Here is a 17,756-nt window from a genome sequence, read left to right as displayed (position 1 = left end):
CAAGCCGAACGCCCCCCGGGAGGTTTGTCATGTCCGAGCAATCACGCTTCATGCTGGTGGCTTCGCCGCTGATGGAACACAGCCCCGCCTTCGACCGGGCGGCGGCGCTGGCCAGGGCTGAAGACGCGGCGCTGCACATCGTGGCGTTCGATTATCTGGAAGGTCTGGCCACCGCCGGCATGGTCAACGAAACGGCGCTGGAACAGATGCGCCTGGGCTACGTCGATCGCCACCGCCAGTGGCTCGAGGACCAGGCCCGGCCCCTGCGCAAAATCGGCGTGCACATCACCACCGAGGTGGCGTGGGTGGACAACCCGCTGGAGGAGATTCTGATCCATCTCAAGGAACAGCCGATGGATGTGCTGATCAAGGCGCTGGAGCACCAATCGCTGCTGTCGCGGCTGATCTTCACCCCGCTGGATGTGCATCTGCTGCGCGAGTGTCCGGTGCCTTTACACTTCGTCAGCTACGCGATCAATGCGCTGCCCCGCAAGGTGGTTGCGGCGGTCGACCCCTTCCATCGCGATGATCACTACAAAAGCTTCAATGACCGCATCCTGCACGAAGCCTCGAAACTGGCCAGTGCCTGCAATGCCGAGCTCGATGTGGTCTATGCCTACGACCTTTCGTCCATCAGTTCGGACGAATTCGGCTTCGACAACGGCTCGGCATTCTTCTCCTCGACCAAGAACAAGACCCTGTATGACGATCAACTGGAAGCCTTCAACGAACTGGCCGAACGCAACGGCATCGCCCAGGCGCAGCGACACATGATCATGGGCAACCCGGCCAGGGTCCTGACCCGCTATGCCGATGCCTATGACACCGACGTGATTGTCATGGGTCGCCTCGGCCATCGCGGCATGGGGCGGTTGATTGGCAGCACGGTGGAACACCTGCTGTACAAAATGCCGTGCAGTGTCTGGGTGGTATACACCGAACGGCTGGATGAATAACTGCCCTTAAAAGCACCACAACCCCTTGTAGGAGCTGGCTTGCCAGCGAAAGCGGAGTGTCAGTCAATATTGATGTCGACTGACACTGCGTCTTCGCTGGCAAGCCAGCTCCTACAGGGCGGGTATTGACTCAGCGCCGTGTGATCACCACCTCCAGGTATTCACTTGGCACCACCAGCGACCTGTCCCCCGCCCGGTTCGAGCGGTTGAGCAGTTCGGTCAGGTCGTTTTCCAGGGCCTTGGCGCCGTCCGCCGGCAGCGCCGCGAACGCCTTGTGCAGCGGGCCATACCAACTGCGGAATGTATCGATGAAATGCCCGGCGTTGCGATAGCGGAAGGTGAAGGTCTTGCGCGCCACCTGGACCAGGAAGTTGCGCTCGTCGAAGTGGGTGTGCAACCAGGCTTCGGTGCCCCACTGTGACGGCGGTTGCGCACCGGGAGGCGGCGGCATGTGCTTGCCCAGGGTCTTGAACATCTGGCCGACGAAACCTTCCGGGGTCCAGTTGGCCAGGCCGATCCGCCCTCCCGGCCGACAGACCCGTGCCAGCTCCGCGGCCGCCTTGGGCTGGTCCGGCGTAAACATCACGCCGAAAGTCGAAAGCACGGCATCGAAACTGGCATCCTCAAAGGGCAGCGCTTCGGCATCGGCCACTTGAAATATGACGTTGAGGCGTTCAGCCCTCGCGCGGTCTTCACCGCGTTCGAGCAGCGCCGCCACATAGTCGGTCGAGGTGACAAGGCAGCCCCGGCGTGCAGCGGCCAGTGTCGCGTTACCATTGCCGGCAGCGACATCCAGCACCTGCTCATCGCACAGCAGGTCGCAGGCCTCGGCCAGTTGCTCGCCGACGATCTGCAGGGTGGTGCCGATCACGGCGTAATCGCCACTGGCCCAGGCGGCCATTTGACGGTTTTTCAGGGCAACAAGATCAATGGGTGTACTCATGAATTCCGCTCCGATTCGGGTTGGAACACAGCCCGGCTTATTCCGCCGTGGTCGGATCGATGATGGCCGTGACTTGGGAAATGCGATTGGCCGGGAAACCGCTCTGCCTGGCGTGCTCCTTGATCTGCTCTTCGCTCGGCGCGATGTACACGCAGTACAACTTGTCACCGGTGACATAACTTTGCAGCCACTGCACCTCCGGCAACTCGCGCAAGGTCCTGCAGGACTTTTGCGAAGCGGCCTTCAAATCCCTTTCTGACAGTGTTCCAGCACCGGGTATCTCACGTTCAATGACGAACTTGGGCATGGCAACCTCTCATTCTTGTTCTGGATGACAGGGCCGGCAGTGACCCTGCAGGCAAACTATCGCTCTGGCGCGCGGCGGCGTCCTGCCCGATCGTCGGCCAACCCTGTCCGATCGTCCGGAGGTTTCATGCTTCGCTGCCAGGGGGGCACAATCAGGCTCACCACCCTCAGTCCCTTCACGGGAAAACGCTATGGACGCCCTGTCACAGACCCTTCGCGTCGTCCGCCTGGTCGGCGCCATTTTCATCAACGCCAGGTTCACCGCCCCCTGGTGTTACCAGTCGCCGAGTGCCGACACGGCCGCACCGTTTCTGGAACCGAACGCCGAACGGGTGGTGATCTTTCACTTGATCACCGAGGGCGAGTGTTACGTGGAACTGGGGGATGATCCACCGCTGCTGCTGACCGCCGGCGATGTCGTGGTGTTTCCCCAGGGCGATGCCCATCGCATGAGTTCATGCCCCGGCTTGACCCCGGCCAGCGGGGCGCGGCTGGACAAGGTCCTGGCGCGGCGACCACGACAGCTGAGCTATGGCGGTGGCGGCGCGGTGACCCGCCTGGTGTGTGGCTACCTGGCCTGCGATACGCGTTTGGCGGGGATGCTGCTGACGGGATTGCCGGCGGTGGTACGGGTTAACGTGCGTGGCTCGGCCGCCGGTATCTGGCTGGAATCTTCCGTGCATTACGCCCTCGCCGAAGCTCGCTCGCCCAGGCCTGGCGGCGAAGGTGTGCTGGCGAAACTGGCCGAGGTGTTGTTCATCGAGGTGCTGCGCCTGTATATGCACGAACATGGCAAGGGCCGCACCGGCTGGCTGGCGGGTGTGAGCGACCGGATCGTCGGTGCCGCCCTCAATGCCCTGCACAAAAAACCCTGCCATTGCTGGACCCTGGACGAACTGGCGCGCACTGCCGGCACTTCCAGGTCCGTATTGGCCGAGCGCTTTCAACAACTGGTGGGGGTTTCGCCGATGCAGTACCTGACGCAATGGCGGATGTTGCTGGCGGCCAATCTGTTACGCAGCAGTAACAGTTCCCTGATCCGCATTGCCGAAGAAGTGGGCTATCAGACCGACACGGCGTTCAGCCGGGCCTTTCGGCGCGAGTATGGAACGCCGCCAGCGGCGTGGCGGCGCAATCACGCAGCGTCGATGCATTAAGCCACACCACAACCTGTAGGAGCTGGCTTGCCAGCGAAAGCGGTCCAAAGGGTCACATTTGTGTTGAATGTGCCGCCGTCTTCGCTGGCAAGCCAGCTCCTACATTGAGCGGGTTTACGCCGCTGGAGCGCTGGCCTTCGCCTCTTCCAACAACTGCTGGATCACCTTCTCCTGAGTGTCATAACTCCCTTCCCCGAAGTGGGTGTAACGCACCTGTCCCTTGGCGTCGATGATGTAGTGCGCGGGCCAGTACTGGTTGTCGAAGTTGCGCCAGATCGCGTAGTTGTTGTCGATCGCCACCGGGTAGGTGATGCCGTATTCCTTCACTTTGTCCCTGACGTTGTCGATGATGCGTTCGAAACCGTATTCAGGGGTGTGCACGCCAATGACGACCAGACCGTCCTTCTCGTATTTCTTTGCCCAGTCCTTCACATAAGGCAGGGTGTGCTTGCAGTTGATGCAGTCGAAGGTCCAGAAGTCCACCAGCACAACTTTGCCTTTGAGCGATGAGTTGGTCAGTGCCGGCGAGTTGAGCCATTCCACGGCACCGGACAGCGACGGCATGGCGCCCTGGGCGTTGTCCATGGACTCGGCCTTGACCTTGCTGACGAAGTAATCGACCACTTTCGGCACGGTTTCCAGCACGCCTTTCTCCACCTTGCCGACACCTTCCGAGGACGTGTTGGCCAGCAGCACGTTGTCGGCACCGGTGGAAATCACCGCCGCACCGGCCAGCACCGCGACACCGGCGCCACGACGCAGCCAACCCGTCACCGGAATCGACGGTTTCAAGCGATTGACCAGGCCGCGACCGGCGAAGATCAGGATGCCCAGGGACAGTGCACTGCCCAGGCCGTAGGCCACCAGCAACAGGCTGGTACCGGCGTTCGCGCCGTGCAGCATGGCACTGGTGAGGATCACGCCGAGGATCGGTCCGGCACACGGCGCCCAGAGCAGGCCGGTGGCGACGCCGATCATCAGCGAACCCAGCGGGCCGGAGACTTTGCGGCTGTTCGGGTCGAGGCGATTGCCCAGCAGGACGAATGGACGTGCCAGCCAGTCGCCGACCCGGGCGGAAATCAGCGACAGGGCGAACAGCACCATCACGATCAGGGCCACATGCCGGCCGGCGTTGCTGGCTTTTATCACCCACTCGCTGCTGACCACGGCCAGGCTGGAGACCAGGGCAAACGTCAGGGCCATGCCGCCGAGGGTGAGCAGGATCGATGAGCGCTTGCGGTCGGCACCGGCGAACAGGAACGGCACGACCGGGAGGATGCAGGGGCTGAGGACGGTCAATATGCCGCCCAGGAAAGCGATGAGAAACATGGGATCACCTTTGAAACTGTTGGGAGGCATCTATCACCCCTTGTAGGAGCTGGCTCGCCAGCGAAGGCGGCGGTACATCCAACATCGATGTGAACCTTTCGACCGCTTTCGCTGGCAAGCCAGCTCCTACAGGGATGGGGGGCGTTACGCGGTTTGTTCGTCCAGCCATTTACCTTGGGACGTATGGCTGGACCCGTTCTCCGCCAGGAGAGCATCGGCGCTCTGCTTCGCCACCGGCGCCAGTTGGAAACAGGTGCTGCTGCCGCAAGCGCTTTGTTCGACAGCGGCATTGGCATGGGCTGCCGCACCGGCGACGGAGAAAGCAATGGCGGTCAAGAATCGGCTGACGTTGTTCATGGTGGTGTTCCTCGCTTCAAATGAGATGGGCTATGGCTGATCGCAGGACTCAGTTGTCCGCGTTGCAGCTGTCAGAAATCTTGCGGTAGTCCAGGACCTGGGTTTTGTTGTGGGAGTCCAGGTAGGTCAGCTGCGCATCGACCACCCCACAGGTAGCCGAAGGATCCTGTTTCAGCGACACCACTTTCTTGATGTCCAGTTGAGTGCCGTAGGTGTAGGTTTTTTCGCTGACATCGGCTTCGGCACGGGCCGACAAGGTGCAGATGTTCAGAGCGGCAAACAGGCAGGCGGCGTAGATGGCTTTGGTGTTCATGGCGATTTCCTCAAGGTTTTAACAAGTTGGGCCGAGGCGATTTGGCTTTGCCTCGATGGAACCTATTAAAAGCGCGTGAGGTATCCCGTATGTGTCGGGAACTGGCGCGTGTAAATCGGTACGTATCAGAACCGGGCCGGGATACAGAGAGATACAAACCCCCTGGAAAAACGCGTTTTTGCGTCTGTGTGTATCCCCCGGGAAGCCAGATACACTGCAATACAAACGCCTGCGGGCGAGCGAGCCAAGGCTCGATAGACTGTGCGACATCCCCCGTTGATAGAGGCAAGTCCCCATGGAACACGTCGATCACATTCTCATCGTTGACGATGACCGCGAGATCCGGGAACTGGTGGGCAACTACCTTAAGAAGAACGGCTTGCGCACCACGGTCGTGGCGGATGGCCGGCAGATGCGCACCTTCCTCGAATCCACGCCGGTGGACCTGATCGTGCTGGACATCATGATGCCGGGCGACGATGGCCTGATGCTCTGCCGCGAACTGCGCGCCGGCAAACACAAGGCTACCCCGGTGCTGATGCTTACCGCCCGCAACGATGAAACCGACCGCATCATCGGCCTGGAAATGGGCGCCGACGACTACCTGGTCAAGCCGTTCGCCGCCCGTGAACTGCTGGCCCGCATCAACGCGGTACTGCGTCGCACGCGGATGCTGCCACCGAACCTGGTGGTGACCGAGACCAGTCGGCTGCTGGCCTTCGGGCGCTGGCAGCTGGACACCTCGGCCCGGCACCTGCTAGACGGCGATGGCACCATGGTCGCCCTCAGCGGCGCCGAATACCGCTTGCTGCGAGTGTTCCTCGATCACCCGCAGCGGGTGCTCAATCGCGATCAGTTGCTCAACCTGACCCAGGGCCGCGACGCCGACCTGTTCGATCGCTCCGTCGACCTGCTGGTGAGTCGCCTGCGCCAGCGTCTGCTGGACGATGCCCGCGAACCGGCCTACATCAAGACCGTGCGCAGCGAGGGCTACGTGTTCTCCCTGCCGGTGGAAATCGTGGGTGCGCCAGCATGAACCGCTCGATGCATTGGCCCCGCACCCTGGCTTCGCGGTTGTCGCTGATCTTCCTGATCGGCCTGATCCTCGCCCAGGCGCTGTCTTTCGGCGCGCAGTATTACGAGCGTTACGAAAGCGCGAAGAACACCATGCTCGGCAACCTGGAAACCGACGTCTCGACGTCCATCGCCATCCTTGACCGCTTGCCTGTCGAGGAGCGTGCCGGTTGGCTCAAACAACTGGACCGACGCAATTATCGCTATCTGCTGGATGACGGCTCGCCGGGCACCTCCATGGACATGGACATGCCCGAAGCGCCTATTGCGGTGAGCTCTATCAAGGACGCCATCGGCATGGATTACCCGATGACCGTGACCGACATTCCCGGCCCGCAGAAACGCTTTCAGGTCCACCTGAAACTGTCGGACGGCAGCCCGGTGACCATCGATGTGCGGCCTTCGATGCAACCGCTGTCGCCCTGGCTGCCCTTTGTGTTGCTCGGGCAACTGGCCCTGATGATCGCCTGCACCTGGCTGGCCGTGCGCATCGCCATCCGCCCCCTCACCCGCCTCGCCGAAGCCGTGGACACCCTCGACCCCAACACCCACCCGGTGCTGCTGGACGAAAAAGGCCCGACCGAAGTGGCCCACGCGGCCAAGGCCTTCAATGCCATGCAGGCACGCATCGCGGCCTACCTGAAAGAACGCATGCAATTGCTGGCGGCGATCTCCCACGACCTGCAAACGCCAATCACCCGGATGAAACTGCGCGCCGAGTTCATGGACGATTCCGTGGAGAAGGACAAACTGTGGAACGACCTGGGCGAGATGGAACATCTGGTGCGCGAAGGCGTGGCTTATGCCCGCAGCGTCCATGGCGCCACCGAAGAAAGTCGCCGTACCGACCTGGACTCGTTCCTCGACAGCCTGGTGTTCGACTATCAGGACATGGGCAAGGAAGTTCAGCTGAGCGGCAAAAGCGCCAGCGTGATCGACACTCGCCCCCATGCGTTGCGTCGGGTGCTGGTGAACCTGACGGACAACGCCCTGAAATTCGCCGGTGCGGCGGAGTTGCTCGTAGAAAAAAAGGCCGACGGCAGCGTGTCGGTGAAGGTCATGGACCGTGGTCCGGGTATCGCCGAAGCGGAACTGGCCCAGGTCATGGAGCCGTTCTACCGCGTGGAGAACTCGCGTAACCGCAGTACCGGCGGCACCGGTCTGGGCCTGGCGATTGCGCAGCAACTGGCGTTGGCGATCGGGGGATCGCTGACATTGAGTAATCGCGAGGGCGGCGGGTTGTGTGCCGAGCTCAAGCTGAAGCCCTGACGCTAACCTGTAGGAGCGAGCTCGCTCGCGAAAAACCTGAGGACGCCGCGGGGCATCCGGATTTACGCGTTATCGTTAACGACCATCGCGAGCAGGCTCGCTCCTACAGGTTAGCGTTTTAACCACGGTGTAGGACGCGCCTGACATCAATCTTTTTATTCCATTGCTAGCATTGCACCCCGCGGATTTAAAACCTGATAAGCCGCTCTTTGCATATACGCTTACTGAAACCCGGCAATGGAATACCGATAAATGGACGACAACAGAAGACCTATCAAGGCGCGCTCTGCGGGCTGGGCCAAACGCATCACCGACCTGCTGGTCAAACGCGACATTTCACCCAACCAGATCTCCGTCGCCAGCGTGTTCTTTGCGCTGACGGGCGCGATTGCGCTGAATATCGACAACGGTGTGATCGGCTCGATCTGCTGCGCCGTCGGTATTCAATTGCGCCTGCTGTGCAATCTCTTCGACGGCATGGTGGCCATCGAGGGCGGCAAGCAATCGGACATCGGCAGCCTCTATAACGAATTCCCCGACCGTATCGCCGACAGCCTGCTGATCGTGGGGCTCGGCTATGCCGTCGCGCAACCGGACCTTGGCTGGTTTGCCGCCCTGGCCGCTGCATTGACGGCTTATGTCCGGGTATTCGGTGGTTCGATCGGCCTGAAACAGAGCTTCATGGGGCCGATGGCCAAGCAGCACCGGATGGCGTTGATGACCGCGGGGCTGTTACTGAACGCCATCGAGGCCCACGTGTACGGCACGCACTATCTGCTGTTGTTGACACTGCTCATCATCGCCATCGGCTCCGCTGCAACCTGCGTCACCCGAACCCTGGCGATCGCCCGGCAACTGAAGGAGGCCGGCCATGTGGATCAGTAATGCCCTGATCGCCGTGCTCCGACTGCTGATCGGCGTCAACGCCCGCTGGGAAGGCCCGCCCGACCTGAGCCGGCAACGCATTTACTACGCCAACCACACCAGCCACATGGACACCCTGGCGATCATCGCGGCCCTGCCCCCTGAAGCCCGGGTCAATGTGAAACCGGTCGCCGCCGCCGACTACTGGGGCAAGAACCGGTTTCTCTCGTACATTTCCCGGCAAGGGCTCAACGCGGTCCTGATCGAGCGCAATCCGGCACCAGGGACCAATGTGCTGGAGCCGATTTTCGATGTGGTGCGGGCCGGTTATTCGATCATCATTTTCCCCGAAGGCACGCGCTCGACCCAGGCCCTGCCAGGGGCATTCAAATCCGGGCTGTATCGCCTGGGCGAGTCCTTTCCCGATGTCGACCTGGTGCCCATCTACCTGGAAAACCTCCATCGTTCCATGCCCAAGGGCAAGCACGTCCCGCTGCCGATTCTCTGCACGATCCGCATCGGCAATCCGCTGCAAAGGATTGAGGGTGAGGATAAACAGGCGTTCCTGGAGCGGGCGCGTGACGCCATCGTGAGGCTGTCGAAATGAGTCTTGAGCAAAAATTCCTGTGGTTCTTTGGCGCCATCGCCTGCCTGTTGGCAGTGGCGTCAATGGTCGGTGGGGTGCTGGCCAAACGGGCCACGACCGAAAGCTCGATCTCCACCATCGAAAACCTCAACCAGCGGGTGAACGCCTGGTGGGGGATGGTCATCATCTTTTTCGTGTCCTGGTGGCTGGGACCGAATGCGACGGTGGTGCTGTTCGGTTTCATTTCCCTGTTCGCCCTCAGGGAATTCATCACCTTGACGCCCACCACGCTGGGCGATCACAACGCGCTGTTTTCGGCGTTCTTCATCCTGATACCCCTGCAGTATCTGCTGATCGGTACCCATTGGTACTCGATGTTCACCTTGTTGATACCGGTGTATGCCTTCCTGCTGCTGCCGGCGATTGCGGTGTTGAGCCAGGACACCGATGCCTTTCTGGAAAGAACCGCGAAGATCCAGTGGGGCGTGATGATCTGCATCTATTGCATCAGCCACGCGCCGGCCCTTCTGTTGCTGGATCTGCGAGGCTTTGCCGGGCAGAACGCGCTGCTGCTGTTCTACCTGGTGTTCGTCGTGCAGATGAGTGATGTGTTGCAGTACGTCTTCGGCAAGCTGTTCGGCAAGCACAAGGTCGCGCCCTTGGTGAGCCCGTCGAAAACCGTGGAAGGCCTGGTGGGGGGCGGCCTGTCCGCCACGTTGATCGGTGGCTGCATGTTCTGGATGACGCCGTTCAGTTTCTGGCAGTCATTGGTGATGTCTTTGGTGATCGTGGTGATGGGTTTTCTCGGGGGCCTGGTCATGTCGGCGATCAAGCGCAGCCTGAGTGCCAAGGACTGGGGCACGATGATCAAGGGGCATGGCGGCATGCTCGATCGAATGGACTCGATTTGTTTTGCGGCGCCGATCTTCTTTCACCTGACGCGGTATTTTTTCTCGGCGTAGTCACAAGCGCTTTTGTAGGAGCTGGCTTGCCAGCGATGACGGCCGCACATCCGACATAGATGTGATTGTTCGACCGCTTTCGCTGGCAAGCCAGCTCCTACGAAGGGTGTTGTTTCGGTCACGCAATGCCCACCACCCCCTCCCTTTTCATCTGCCGCAATAACGCCAAGCCGTTATCAAAGAATTCCTGTGACCCGCTCTTCCCCGCCTCCACCGCCAACCCTTGCAGCTGCGCACGCCCGCTCAACCCGGGAAACTCTTCAATGCGCTGCAACAAGCGCCACGCCAATGGACTGAGCCCGGAAAACTTCACACTCCAGTCTTCGGACCGACGCACCAGCAGCAATGTCGGCTGCTCCGGTGCAGTGTCCGGCTGGTAATCCGGCCCGACCAACTGCACGGGCCAGACATAGGCCAACGGCCAGGCCAATGGCGAAACCCGCAACGGGCGATCCAGCAGCGAATCCACATCGCCGGTTGCCAACAGCTCGGCTTCGGATTGCTGCAAAGCCATTTCCACCCATTCATAGTGCGCCAGCTCCACCATGAACGGTGGCCACGAACCATCGGCCAACGCCATCGGTTCAGACGCGAGAAACTCGACGAACTCTTCGGCGATTTCACCGAATTTCGGGGTATGGGCGCGGTAGTCGCGCAGGAAGATCCGCACCAGCGTCCGCCAGCGCTCTTCACCAAGAATTTTCACCAGCACCGGAAAGGTGCCGCTGATCAGCGACGACAGGTTGTTGAACACCAGTTCGCGGTAAACCCGCGCCCGCGCCGGGTCCATCTCGGGTGGTGGCGCGCAGTGGTCGGGGTCGCGCAGGTACAGGCCCATGTTGCTTTGTTGATCAAACAGCGAGCGCTTGGCCACGGTTCACCTCCTCAGTCTGCAACTGGCGAATGGTCTGTAATTCGGCGACCAGTTCGGAGAACGCCGGAAAGTTGAAATCCCGCTCCAGCAACGTCGGTTGCGCGCCGAACCGGGCGTAGGCCTGCGCCAGCAACGACCACACCGCCGGTTTGACCGAGGCGCCATGGGTGTCGATTTTCAGGGTATCGGACTCATCGAAGTGCCCGGCGATGTGCATCGCCACCACCCGGTCCGCATCGATGCCGGCGAGGAAGGTACGCGGATCGAAGCCGTGGTTGATCGAGTTGACGTACACGTTGTTAACGTCCAGCAACAGATCGCAATCGGCTTCGCGCAGCACGGCATTGGTGAAGGTCACCTCGTCCATGTCCTGTTGTGGCGCGGCGTAGTAGGAAACGTTTTCCACCGCCAGGCGCCGCCCGAGAATGTCCTGGGCCTGACGGATGCGCGCGGCGACGTGGTGCACGGCTTCTTCGGTAAAAGGCAGCGGCAACAGGTCGTAGAGGTGACCGTCGTCGCTGCAATAGCTCAGGTGCTCGCTGTACAGCGGCACGTTGTAGTGATCGAGGAACACCCGCACCTCTTGCAAAAACCCGACGTCCAGCGGCGAGGGTCCGCCCAGGGACAGGGACAAGCCGTGGCAAGACAACGGATAGCGCTCGGCCAGGGCCCGCAACGCCGCGCCATGGGCGCCGCCGATGCCGATCCAGTTTTCCGGCGCGACTTCCAGAAAATCGAAATGGCCGGCCGGGGCGGCCTGGAGGTCCTTCATCAAACCGCGACGCAAGCCGAGCCCGGCGCTGGCCTTGGCGTATGGGGTGGGAGTCTGCATGGTGTCGATCTCAAGGGTTGTCGGAACGTGTTCACAGTTAACCGAAGTGGTGTATCGGGTCTGTGTTGTGCGCCGACGGAAAACCGCAGGACTTGTATCGCCAACGGGTCTGTACACACTTTGGTACAGACCCGCGGGTCAGGCTTACGCCAGGTCGTACTTCTCACGCACCAGATGACCGATGCCCATGCGATCCAGCACCGGCATCGGGCACAGGAAGGTCACGCGCACGGTGCCCGGCAGGCGGCTGATGTCAATGGAACCGGTGATGGTGGCGCGGTTGAGCACTTCGTCATACGGCAGGCCGGTGACATTGGCGGCGCGCTGCAAGCCGTTCTCCACCGCCAGGTTGAGGTTTTCGCCGCTGCCGATGAAAGTGATCGGGCCACTCTGCTCGATCTCGTGCTGGCCCCAACGCTCGCCCAGTGCGCGGACATTGGCTCGTTGTTCGGCGCTCATGGGTCGCGCCATCGGCGGCAGGTCGTCGAGGTTTTGCAGGAGGATCGGCCCTTCCAGGCTAAGGTTTTTCACCACCTGCACCACCACTTCGGTTTCCCCGGAACAATCGGTGGCATGCCCGGCGATTTCGCCGTTGCCCTGCTGGGCATGCATGTCACCCATGTACACCCCGGCCCCCGGCACTTTCACCGGGCAGATCAGCACGCAGCCTTCGCGGATCGAGTTGGTGTCCATGTGCCCGTCGGTCTTGGCCGCGTGCAGCTCTTCGCGGGTCATGCCGAAACGGTGCGGTGCGTTGATCAGGTACTGGCCGAAATCGGCGCAGTTGTGCGAGTCGGGCAAGTCGCGGGACGGCATCGTGCCGATGTTGCCGAGGAACGGCCGCATGTGCGCGGCGACACCGGGGATATCGGCACGGGCCAGGGACAGGATCGAATGCTGGGCGGCGAATTCCGGCAGCGCCGACATCTCAGACGCCTTGCCGGCCAGTCGGTTGGCGATGTCCTGGTTGACCGTCAGGCTGACCTGGTTCTGCGCATCGAACACGATCACGTAGCCGTGGCTGAAGCGGAACGCGCTGACCTCGGCGCCACAGTGGTTGCAGCGAATCGCTTCTGCGCCGATGCCTTCGACGTGGCTCGCCGGATGGTCGGTGCCACACTTGGAGCAGAACTTGGAAACGAACGGGTCGCCGTTGTAGCGCCCTTCGACGAAGCTCATGACGCCGGACGAGGTGGCCAGTGAAGTGACGCGCATGCTCTTGATCTTGATCGCGACGGCATCGCCGATTTCCGCGCCAGCAATGGCCACCGGTTGCGTCACTTCATGACCGCCCTCGAAGGCCGGGGTGATCATCGGCCCCCAACAGCCCGGTGGCGTCCCGGTGATCAGGGTGCCGCCGTCGGCCAACGGGCCGAGCATCGGCTGGCTCGGACCGATGATGCCGTTGGTGTAGTGATCGACCCGCAGGTGATTGACGGGTTCGGATTTGATGTCGGTTTCAGGCTGGAGCATGGTCATTGTTATCCCCTTGACGGTGTGGAGGGTGCCAGACGGCCTTCACAGTTCATCGCAGGTTTGTATCTGGTCTGTGTTCGGTGGTGGTCGGGAATTGAGGGGGACTGTATCGAGGGGCCGGTTAGATACAGTGGGATACATGGGCTCCTGCCGCCGAACCCTGTGGGAGCAAGGCTTGCCCGCGATGACGGTGTATCAGTTGGAAAGATGTTGTCTGACACACCGCCATCGCGGGCAAGCCTTGCTCCCACAGAGACTCTCGTCGCCTCGGGTAACAGTGCACACCTTGCGAACTAAACTTAATGCACGCAGGACGTGCCTTTCGCCCTGCCCATTCCCACGACCACCGCCCAGGGGCGAATGCCCAGGCTGGCAACGCCTCTGGACCGTGATCCTCTTGAAGGAGCACACGTGATGGACGAGGCCAGACTCAACGATTTCATGGGCAAACTGGTGAATGACATGGGGGGCGCGGCGATGCTCGCCAACGTCATTCTCGGCGAGGAGCTCGGCCTGTACCGGGCCATGGCCGACAGCCAGCCGATCAGCCCTGAAATACTCGCCGACAAGACCGGCTGCAATCCCCGCCTGGTGCGCGAATGGCTCAGCGCCCATGCTGCCTCCGGCTACATGGAGCACACCGACGGCCAGTTCCGCCTGCCCGAAGAACAAGCCCTGGCCCTGGCCATCGAAGACTCACCGGTCTACATCGCGGGGGGTATCGGGGTGGTCGCGTCGTTTTTCCATGACAAGGACAAACTGGTCAAAGCCATGCGCGGCAACGGCGCCCTGCCCTGGGGTGACCACCATCCGTGCATGTTCAGCGGCACGGAGCGGTTCTTCCGGCCCGGCTACAAGGCGCACCTGATCGCCGAATGGCTGCCGGCCCTCGACGGCGTGGTGGCCAAACTGGAGGCCGGGGCCAAAGTGGCAGACATCGGCTGCGGCCATGGCGCTTCGACGGTGATCATGGCCCAGGCCTTTCCGGATTCGCGGTTCGTCGGTTTCGACTACCACGCGCCATCGGTCACCGTCGCCACCCAACGCGCCGAAGAAGGCGGCGTGTCTGGCCGGGCACGGTTCTTCCAGGGCACGGCAAAAAGCTACCCCGGCAACGACTATGACCTGGTTTGCTACTTCGACTGCCTGCACGACATGGGCGACCCGGTAGGCGCGGCCAAACATGCCTACGAGTCGTTGAAGCCGGACGGCACGGTGTTGCTGGTGGAACCGTTCGCCCATGACTCGCTCGACGAAAACATCACCCCGGTCGGCCGGTTGTTCTACGCTGCATCAACCTTCATTTGCACGCCGAACTCGCTGTCCCAGGAGGTCGGCCTCGGCCTCGGCGCCCAGGCGGGCGAGGCACGGTTGCGCAAAGTGTTCACCGAGGCCGGGTTCTCGAGTTTCCGTCGGGCCACGGAAACACCGTTCAACCTGATTCTCGAAGCCCGCAAATAAACATCATGGTCTGTAGGAGCTGGCTTGCCAGCGAAAGCGATCGTCCGGTCGAACAATTATCGACAGAGACTCCGCCTTCGCTGGCAAGCCAGCTCCTATAAAAGCGTCTACCGGAGTGTTGAAGATGCTCGACAACCTGCTCCACAACCAGCTCGACCGCCTCCAGCAACTCATGGCCGACGAGCCGTTCGCGGTCCTGACCGGTGCCGGTATCAGCACCCCGTCGGGCATTCCGGACTATCGCGACAACCAGGGCGTGCGGCGTGGGCGGCAGCCAATGATGTATCAGGAGTTTCTTTCGGCGCCCGAATCCCGGCGGCGCTATTGGGCGCGGGCGATGCTCGGCTGGCCGCGAGTGCGCCAGGCGCAGCCGAACGTCGCCCACGACACCCTGGCCCGCTTGCAGAGTGCCCGACGAATCAGCGGCTTGATTACGCAGAACGTCGACACCTTGCATGACCAGGCCGGCAGCCATGACGTGATCGAACTCCACGGCAGCCTGCACCGTGTACTGTGCCTGGACTGCGGACAGCGCAGCGAGCGCGACTCGATCCAGCACCTGATGGAAGCGCAAAACCCCTATCTGGCCGGTGTGGACGCGGTGCAGGCCCCGGACGGCGACACCCTGCTGGACGCCGCGTTCGAAGCGCGCTTCCGGGTGCCGCATTGTCCCCATTGCGCGGGTTCGCGGATGAAGCCGGACGTGGTGTTTTTCGGCGAAAACGTCGCCCGGGAAACCGCGGCCAAAGCCATGGCGGCGGTGGAAAAGGCAGCGGGGTTGCTGGTGGTGGGGTCGTCGCTGATGGCGTACTCGGCATTTCGCCTGTGCCGGGCGGTGGTCGATCAGGGCAAGCCGTTGCTGGCGATCAACCTGGGCAAGACCCGGGCCGATGAGATGCTGGATTTGAAGATAGAGGGGTCATGCGAGCAGCTGTTGCCTCTGTTGGCACAGCGCCTATCGCTCTGATAAACCCGGCCCCCCTGTAGGAGCGAGCCTGCTCGCGATGGTCGTGAACGATAACGCGTAAAACCAGATGACCAACGGTGTCCTTGGGTTATTCGCGAGCAGGCTCGCTCCTACAGGGGGATTGTGTTCAATGCATGGATAGTTGTTGGCCGAAGTTCTCCGCTTTGAGCACATCAAACAACGCCTGCGCCGCCGCCGACAGCTCTCCCCCGGGCAGGGTCAGCACACCGACAGCCCGCTCCACCACCGGGTCGCTCAACGTGATGCAATGCGCGCCCAGTTCGCGCATTTGTCCGGCGCACAAGGCGGGCACGGCGCTGACGCCCAAACCGCTGGCGACCATGCGCCCGACGGTCGCCAATTGATGGCTTTCAAACTCTACCGGTAACTTCATGCCTCGGGCCTGCAAGTGTTCTTCCAGCATCACCCGCACCGTCGACGGCCGTTGCAAGGTGATGAACGGTTCCTTGAGCAAGGTCTGCCAGTCAATTTCATCCAGCTCGACCAGTGGCGAGTCATGGGGCACCACCGCCACGAACCGGTCCATGTACAACGGTGTGAATTGCAGCGAGGAACTCTGGGTCGGCTCGAACGCCACCCCCAGTTCCACCTGGCGGTCACGGACCATTTCCAGCACCTGCTCGTTGATCACATCGTTGACCGTGACATTGACTTTCGGGTACCGGGCGCGGAAGGTCTTGAGCATCGGCGGCAGCAGGTTGCCGGCAAACGATGGCATGGCTGCCAGGGTCACACGGCCACGCTGGAGGGTGAAACGCTGGCGTAGCTCATCCTCGGCGTTGTCCCAGTCGGCGATCAGGCGGCGCGCCAGGGGCACCAGGGATTCGCCCTCGGCGGTCAACGCCACGTTGCGGGTGTTGCGGGTGAACAACCGTCCACCCAGGCCTTCTTCCAGCGCCTTGATGGTCAGGCTCAAGGCCGATTGCGACAGGTGCAGGCGCTCGCAGGCCACGGCGAAACTCAGGCTCTGGGCCACGGCCAGGAAGGCGCGGATCTGCTTGACGGTCATGGGTCGCTTCGCTCCAGCTGCAAGCTTCAAGATAAAAACGGCCGTTATTATGTAATAGCGGCGGCGCTAAGCTTTATAGGAGCTGGCTTGCCAGCGAAAGCGGTTTGCCAAACGACATCGACGTCTTCGCTGGCAAGCCAGCTCCTACAGGAATTTCGTTTAATGATATTAATTAATTAATCAAGCCAAAAAAACAACTTAACAAATCAATTCTGCAGCGCGACACTCAACCCCATACGGCTAGCCAGCCGCCCACAAAGAATAAAAGAGGTGCATATGGCAGGTTTCGACAAGCGCGTGAGTTCCTACGAGGAAGCTCTGGCAGGTCTTGAAGACGGCATGACGGTGATCGCAGGCGGCTTCGGCCTGTGCGGCATCCCGGAAAACCTGATCGCCGAGATCAAGCGCAAAGGCACTCGCGACCTCACCGTGGTTTCCAACAACTGTGGCGTCGACGGTTTCGGCCTGGGCGTGCTGCTGACAGACCGCCAGATCAGCAAAGTGGTCGCCTCCTACGTCGGTGAAAACAAGCTGTTCGAAGAGCAACTGCTCAAGGGCGAAATCGAAGTCATCCTGACCCCCCAAGGCACCCTCGCCGAAAAAATGCGCGCCGGCGGTGCCGGTATCCCGGCCTTCTTCACCGCCACCGGCGTCGGCACTCCGGTGGCCGAAGGCAAGGAAGTGCGTGAATTCCATGGCCGCAAGTACCTGATGGAAGAATCCATCACCGGCGACTTCGCCATCGTCAAAGGCTGGAAAGCCGACCATTTCGGTAACGTCATCTACCGTCACACCGCCCAGAACTTCAACCCGCTGGCCGCCACCGCCGGCAAGATCACCGTGGTCGAAGTCGAAGAAATCGTCGAACCCGGCGAGCTGGACCCGGCGCAGATCCACACCCCTGGCATCTACGTCGACCGGATCATCTGCGGCACGTTCGAGAAGCGCATCGAACAGCGCACCGTACGCAAGTGATCCCCTGCCCCCGGACCGAATGAAG

At 61.5% G+C, this 17,756-nt stretch carries 19 protein-coding genes; 10 read left to right on the top strand and 9 right to left on the bottom strand.

Annotation, left to right across the window (positions count from 1 at the left end):
• Positions 1-29 precede the first annotated feature (29 nt).
• On the top strand, positions 30-956 hold the full coding sequence (locus GPL81_RS14125) for a universal stress protein (protein ID WP_160107229.1): 927 nt from the start codon (positions 30-32) through the stop codon (positions 954-956).
• Between the two features lie 130 nt (positions 957-1,086).
• On the opposite strand, the gene GPL81_RS14120 is transcribed toward GPL81_RS14125, so the two are convergent.
• Both GPL81_RS14120 and GPL81_RS14115 read right to left on the bottom strand, forming a co-directional pair.
• Positions 1,087-1,899 carry a class I SAM-dependent methyltransferase gene (locus GPL81_RS14120; RefSeq protein WP_096512318.1) on the bottom strand — a complete coding sequence of 271 codons (813 nt, stop codon included), beginning with the start codon at positions 1,897-1,899 and terminating at the stop codon, positions 1,087-1,089.
• A 37-nt stretch (positions 1,900-1,936) separates the two neighbouring features.
• On the bottom strand, positions 1,937-2,206 hold the full coding sequence (locus tag GPL81_RS14115) for a DUF4242 domain-containing protein (protein WP_096512319.1): 270 nt from the start codon (positions 2,204-2,206) through the stop codon (positions 1,937-1,939).
• A 190-nt stretch (positions 2,207-2,396) separates the two neighbouring features.
• On the opposite strand from GPL81_RS14115, the gene GPL81_RS14110 reads away from it, so the two are divergent.
• Positions 2,397-3,362, top strand: coding sequence for an AraC family transcriptional regulator (locus GPL81_RS14110; protein ID WP_160107228.1), 966 nt, complete (start codon positions 2,397-2,399; stop codon positions 3,360-3,362).
• A gap of 114 nt (positions 3,363-3,476) precedes the next feature.
• On the opposite strand, the gene GPL81_RS14105 is transcribed toward GPL81_RS14110, so the two are convergent.
• From GPL81_RS14105 to GPL81_RS14095, 3 genes are all read right to left on the bottom strand, one after another.
• A complete protein-coding gene (locus GPL81_RS14105) occupies positions 3,477-4,691 on the bottom strand; it encodes a cytochrome c biogenesis protein DipZ (RefSeq protein WP_160107227.1) in 1,215 nt (404 codons plus the stop codon).
• 144 nt (positions 4,692-4,835) lie between these two features.
• Entirely contained in the window at positions 4,836-5,048 is a 213-nt protein-coding gene (locus GPL81_RS14100) for a hypothetical protein (protein ID WP_160107226.1), read from the bottom strand.
• Between the two features lie 49 nt (positions 5,049-5,097).
• Entirely contained in the window at positions 5,098-5,361 is a 264-nt protein-coding gene (locus GPL81_RS14095) for a DUF2790 domain-containing protein (protein ID WP_160107225.1), read from the bottom strand.
• Positions 5,362-5,656: 295 nt separating this feature from the next.
• Between GPL81_RS14095 and GPL81_RS14090 the strand changes: the two genes are divergently transcribed.
• From GPL81_RS14090 to GPL81_RS14070, 5 genes are all read left to right on the top strand, one after another.
• The gene (locus GPL81_RS14090) at positions 5,657-6,397 is read left to right on the top strand and encodes a response regulator (protein ID WP_160107224.1); all 741 of its coding nucleotides are present in this window, start codon (positions 5,657-5,659) and stop codon (positions 6,395-6,397) included.
• Positions 6,394-7,704, top strand: a complete 1,311-nt coding sequence (locus GPL81_RS14085; protein WP_160107223.1) for an ATP-binding protein — start codon at positions 6,394-6,396, stop codon at positions 7,702-7,704. The genes GPL81_RS14090 and GPL81_RS14085 overlap by 4 nt, the downstream gene beginning before the upstream one ends.
• A gap of 252 nt (positions 7,705-7,956) precedes the next feature.
• Positions 7,957-8,589 carry a CDP-alcohol phosphatidyltransferase family protein gene (locus GPL81_RS14080; protein WP_160107222.1) on the top strand — a complete coding sequence of 211 codons (633 nt, stop codon included), beginning with the start codon at positions 7,957-7,959 and terminating at the stop codon, positions 8,587-8,589.
• Entirely contained in the window at positions 8,576-9,175 is a 600-nt protein-coding gene (locus GPL81_RS14075; RefSeq protein WP_160107221.1) for a lysophospholipid acyltransferase family protein, read from the top strand. The genes GPL81_RS14080 and GPL81_RS14075 overlap by 14 nt, the downstream gene beginning before the upstream one ends.
• Entirely contained in the window at positions 9,172-10,116 is a 945-nt protein-coding gene (locus GPL81_RS14070; protein ID WP_160107220.1) for a phosphatidate cytidylyltransferase, read from the top strand. Before GPL81_RS14075 ends, GPL81_RS14070 begins: the two co-directional genes overlap by 4 nt.
• Before the next feature lie 118 nt (positions 10,117-10,234).
• Here GPL81_RS14070 and GPL81_RS14065 read toward each other — a convergent pair whose 3' ends face one another.
• The 3 genes from GPL81_RS14065 to GPL81_RS14055 form a co-directional block, all read right to left on the bottom strand.
• Positions 10,235-10,990 (bottom strand): HvfC family RiPP maturation protein, encoded by a 756-nt coding sequence (locus tag GPL81_RS14065; protein WP_160107219.1) that lies wholly within the window; start codon positions 10,988-10,990, stop codon positions 10,235-10,237.
• A complete protein-coding gene (locus GPL81_RS14060) occupies positions 10,968-11,822 on the bottom strand; it encodes an HvfB family MNIO-type RiPP peptide maturase (protein ID WP_160107218.1) in 855 nt (284 codons plus the stop codon). The genes GPL81_RS14065 and GPL81_RS14060 overlap by 23 nt, the downstream gene beginning before the upstream one ends.
• A 144-nt stretch (positions 11,823-11,966) precedes the next feature.
• Complete coding sequence (locus GPL81_RS14055) at positions 11,967-13,301, bottom strand: acetamidase/formamidase family protein (RefSeq protein ID WP_160107217.1); 1,335 nt, start codon at positions 13,299-13,301, stop codon at positions 11,967-11,969.
• Positions 13,302-13,712: 411 nt separating this feature from the next.
• On the opposite strand from GPL81_RS14055, the gene GPL81_RS14050 reads away from it, so the two are divergent.
• Positions 13,713-14,759 carry a class I SAM-dependent methyltransferase gene (locus GPL81_RS14050; protein ID WP_160107216.1) on the top strand — a complete coding sequence of 349 codons (1,047 nt, stop codon included), beginning with the start codon at positions 13,713-13,715 and terminating at the stop codon, positions 14,757-14,759.
• 124 nt (positions 14,760-14,883) lie between these two features.
• Positions 14,884-15,726: an NAD-dependent protein deacetylase gene (locus tag GPL81_RS14045; RefSeq protein ID WP_160107215.1), complete on the top strand. Its 843-nt coding sequence runs from the start codon at positions 14,884-14,886 to the stop codon at positions 15,724-15,726.
• Positions 15,727-15,853: 127 nt separating this feature from the next.
• Here the strand turns inward: GPL81_RS14045 and GPL81_RS14040 are convergent, their stop codons facing one another.
• Positions 15,854-16,756 (bottom strand): LysR family transcriptional regulator, encoded by a 903-nt coding sequence (locus GPL81_RS14040; protein ID WP_160107214.1) that lies wholly within the window; start codon positions 16,754-16,756, stop codon positions 15,854-15,856.
• A gap of 276 nt (positions 16,757-17,032) precedes the next feature.
• Here GPL81_RS14040 and GPL81_RS14035 point away from each other — a divergent pair, with 276 nt between their 5' ends.
• Complete coding sequence (locus tag GPL81_RS14035) at positions 17,033-17,731, top strand: CoA transferase subunit A (protein WP_007975747.1); 699 nt, start codon at positions 17,033-17,035, stop codon at positions 17,729-17,731.
• Positions 17,732-17,756: the final 25 nt, after the last annotated feature.

Source organism: Pseudomonas izuensis (genome assembly GCF_009861505.1).
GTDB classification, from domain to species: Bacteria; Pseudomonadota; Gammaproteobacteria; order Pseudomonadales; family Pseudomonadaceae; genus Aquipseudomonas; species Aquipseudomonas izuensis.
This window is presented reverse-complemented; position numbering and strand designations above follow the sequence as displayed.

What these genes read in the sequence shown, in the direction of transcription:
- GPL81_RS14040 (WP_160107214.1), bottom strand. Translation starts at nt 16,756, where the DNA reads ATGACCGTCAAGCAGATCCGCGCCTTCCTGGCCGTGGCCCAGAGCCTG.
- GPL81_RS14090 (WP_160107224.1), top strand. Translation starts at nt 5,657, where the DNA reads ATGGAACACGTCGATCACATTCTCATCGTTGACGATGACCGCGAGATC.
- GPL81_RS14045 (WP_160107215.1), top strand. Translation starts at nt 14,884, where the DNA reads ATGCTCGACAACCTGCTCCACAACCAGCTCGACCGCCTCCAGCAACTC.
- GPL81_RS14115 (WP_096512319.1), bottom strand. Translation starts at nt 2,206, where the DNA reads ATGCCCAAGTTCGTCATTGAACGTGAGATACCCGGTGCTGGAACACTG.
- GPL81_RS14070 (WP_160107220.1), top strand. Translation starts at nt 9,172, where the DNA reads ATGAGTCTTGAGCAAAAATTCCTGTGGTTCTTTGGCGCCATCGCCTGC.
- GPL81_RS14105 (WP_160107227.1), bottom strand. Translation starts at nt 4,691, where the DNA reads ATGTTTCTCATCGCTTTCCTGGGCGGCATATTGACCGTCCTCAGCCCC.
- GPL81_RS14075 (WP_160107221.1), top strand. Translation starts at nt 8,576, where the DNA reads ATGTGGATCAGTAATGCCCTGATCGCCGTGCTCCGACTGCTGATCGGC.
- GPL81_RS14055 (WP_160107217.1), bottom strand. Translation starts at nt 13,301, where the DNA reads ATGACCATGCTCCAGCCTGAAACCGACATCAAATCCGAACCCGTCAAT.
- GPL81_RS14060 (WP_160107218.1), bottom strand. Translation starts at nt 11,822, where the DNA reads ATGCAGACTCCCACCCCATACGCCAAGGCCAGCGCCGGGCTCGGCTTG.
- GPL81_RS14100 (WP_160107226.1), bottom strand. Translation starts at nt 5,048, where the DNA reads ATGAACAACGTCAGCCGATTCTTGACCGCCATTGCTTTCTCCGTCGCC.
- GPL81_RS14110 (WP_160107228.1), top strand. Translation starts at nt 2,397, where the DNA reads ATGGACGCCCTGTCACAGACCCTTCGCGTCGTCCGCCTGGTCGGCGCC.
- GPL81_RS14125 (WP_160107229.1), top strand. Translation starts at nt 30, where the DNA reads ATGTCCGAGCAATCACGCTTCATGCTGGTGGCTTCGCCGCTGATGGAA.
- GPL81_RS14120 (WP_096512318.1), bottom strand. Translation starts at nt 1,899, where the DNA reads ATGAGTACACCCATTGATCTTGTTGCCCTGAAAAACCGTCAAATGGCC.
- GPL81_RS14095 (WP_160107225.1), bottom strand. Translation starts at nt 5,361, where the DNA reads ATGAACACCAAAGCCATCTACGCCGCCTGCCTGTTTGCCGCTCTGAAC.
- GPL81_RS14085 (WP_160107223.1), top strand. Translation starts at nt 6,394, where the DNA reads ATGAACCGCTCGATGCATTGGCCCCGCACCCTGGCTTCGCGGTTGTCG.
- GPL81_RS14080 (WP_160107222.1), top strand. Translation starts at nt 7,957, where the DNA reads ATGGACGACAACAGAAGACCTATCAAGGCGCGCTCTGCGGGCTGGGCC.
- GPL81_RS14035 (WP_007975747.1), top strand. Translation starts at nt 17,033, where the DNA reads ATGGCAGGTTTCGACAAGCGCGTGAGTTCCTACGAGGAAGCTCTGGCA.
- GPL81_RS14050 (WP_160107216.1), top strand. Translation starts at nt 13,713, where the DNA reads ATGGACGAGGCCAGACTCAACGATTTCATGGGCAAACTGGTGAATGAC.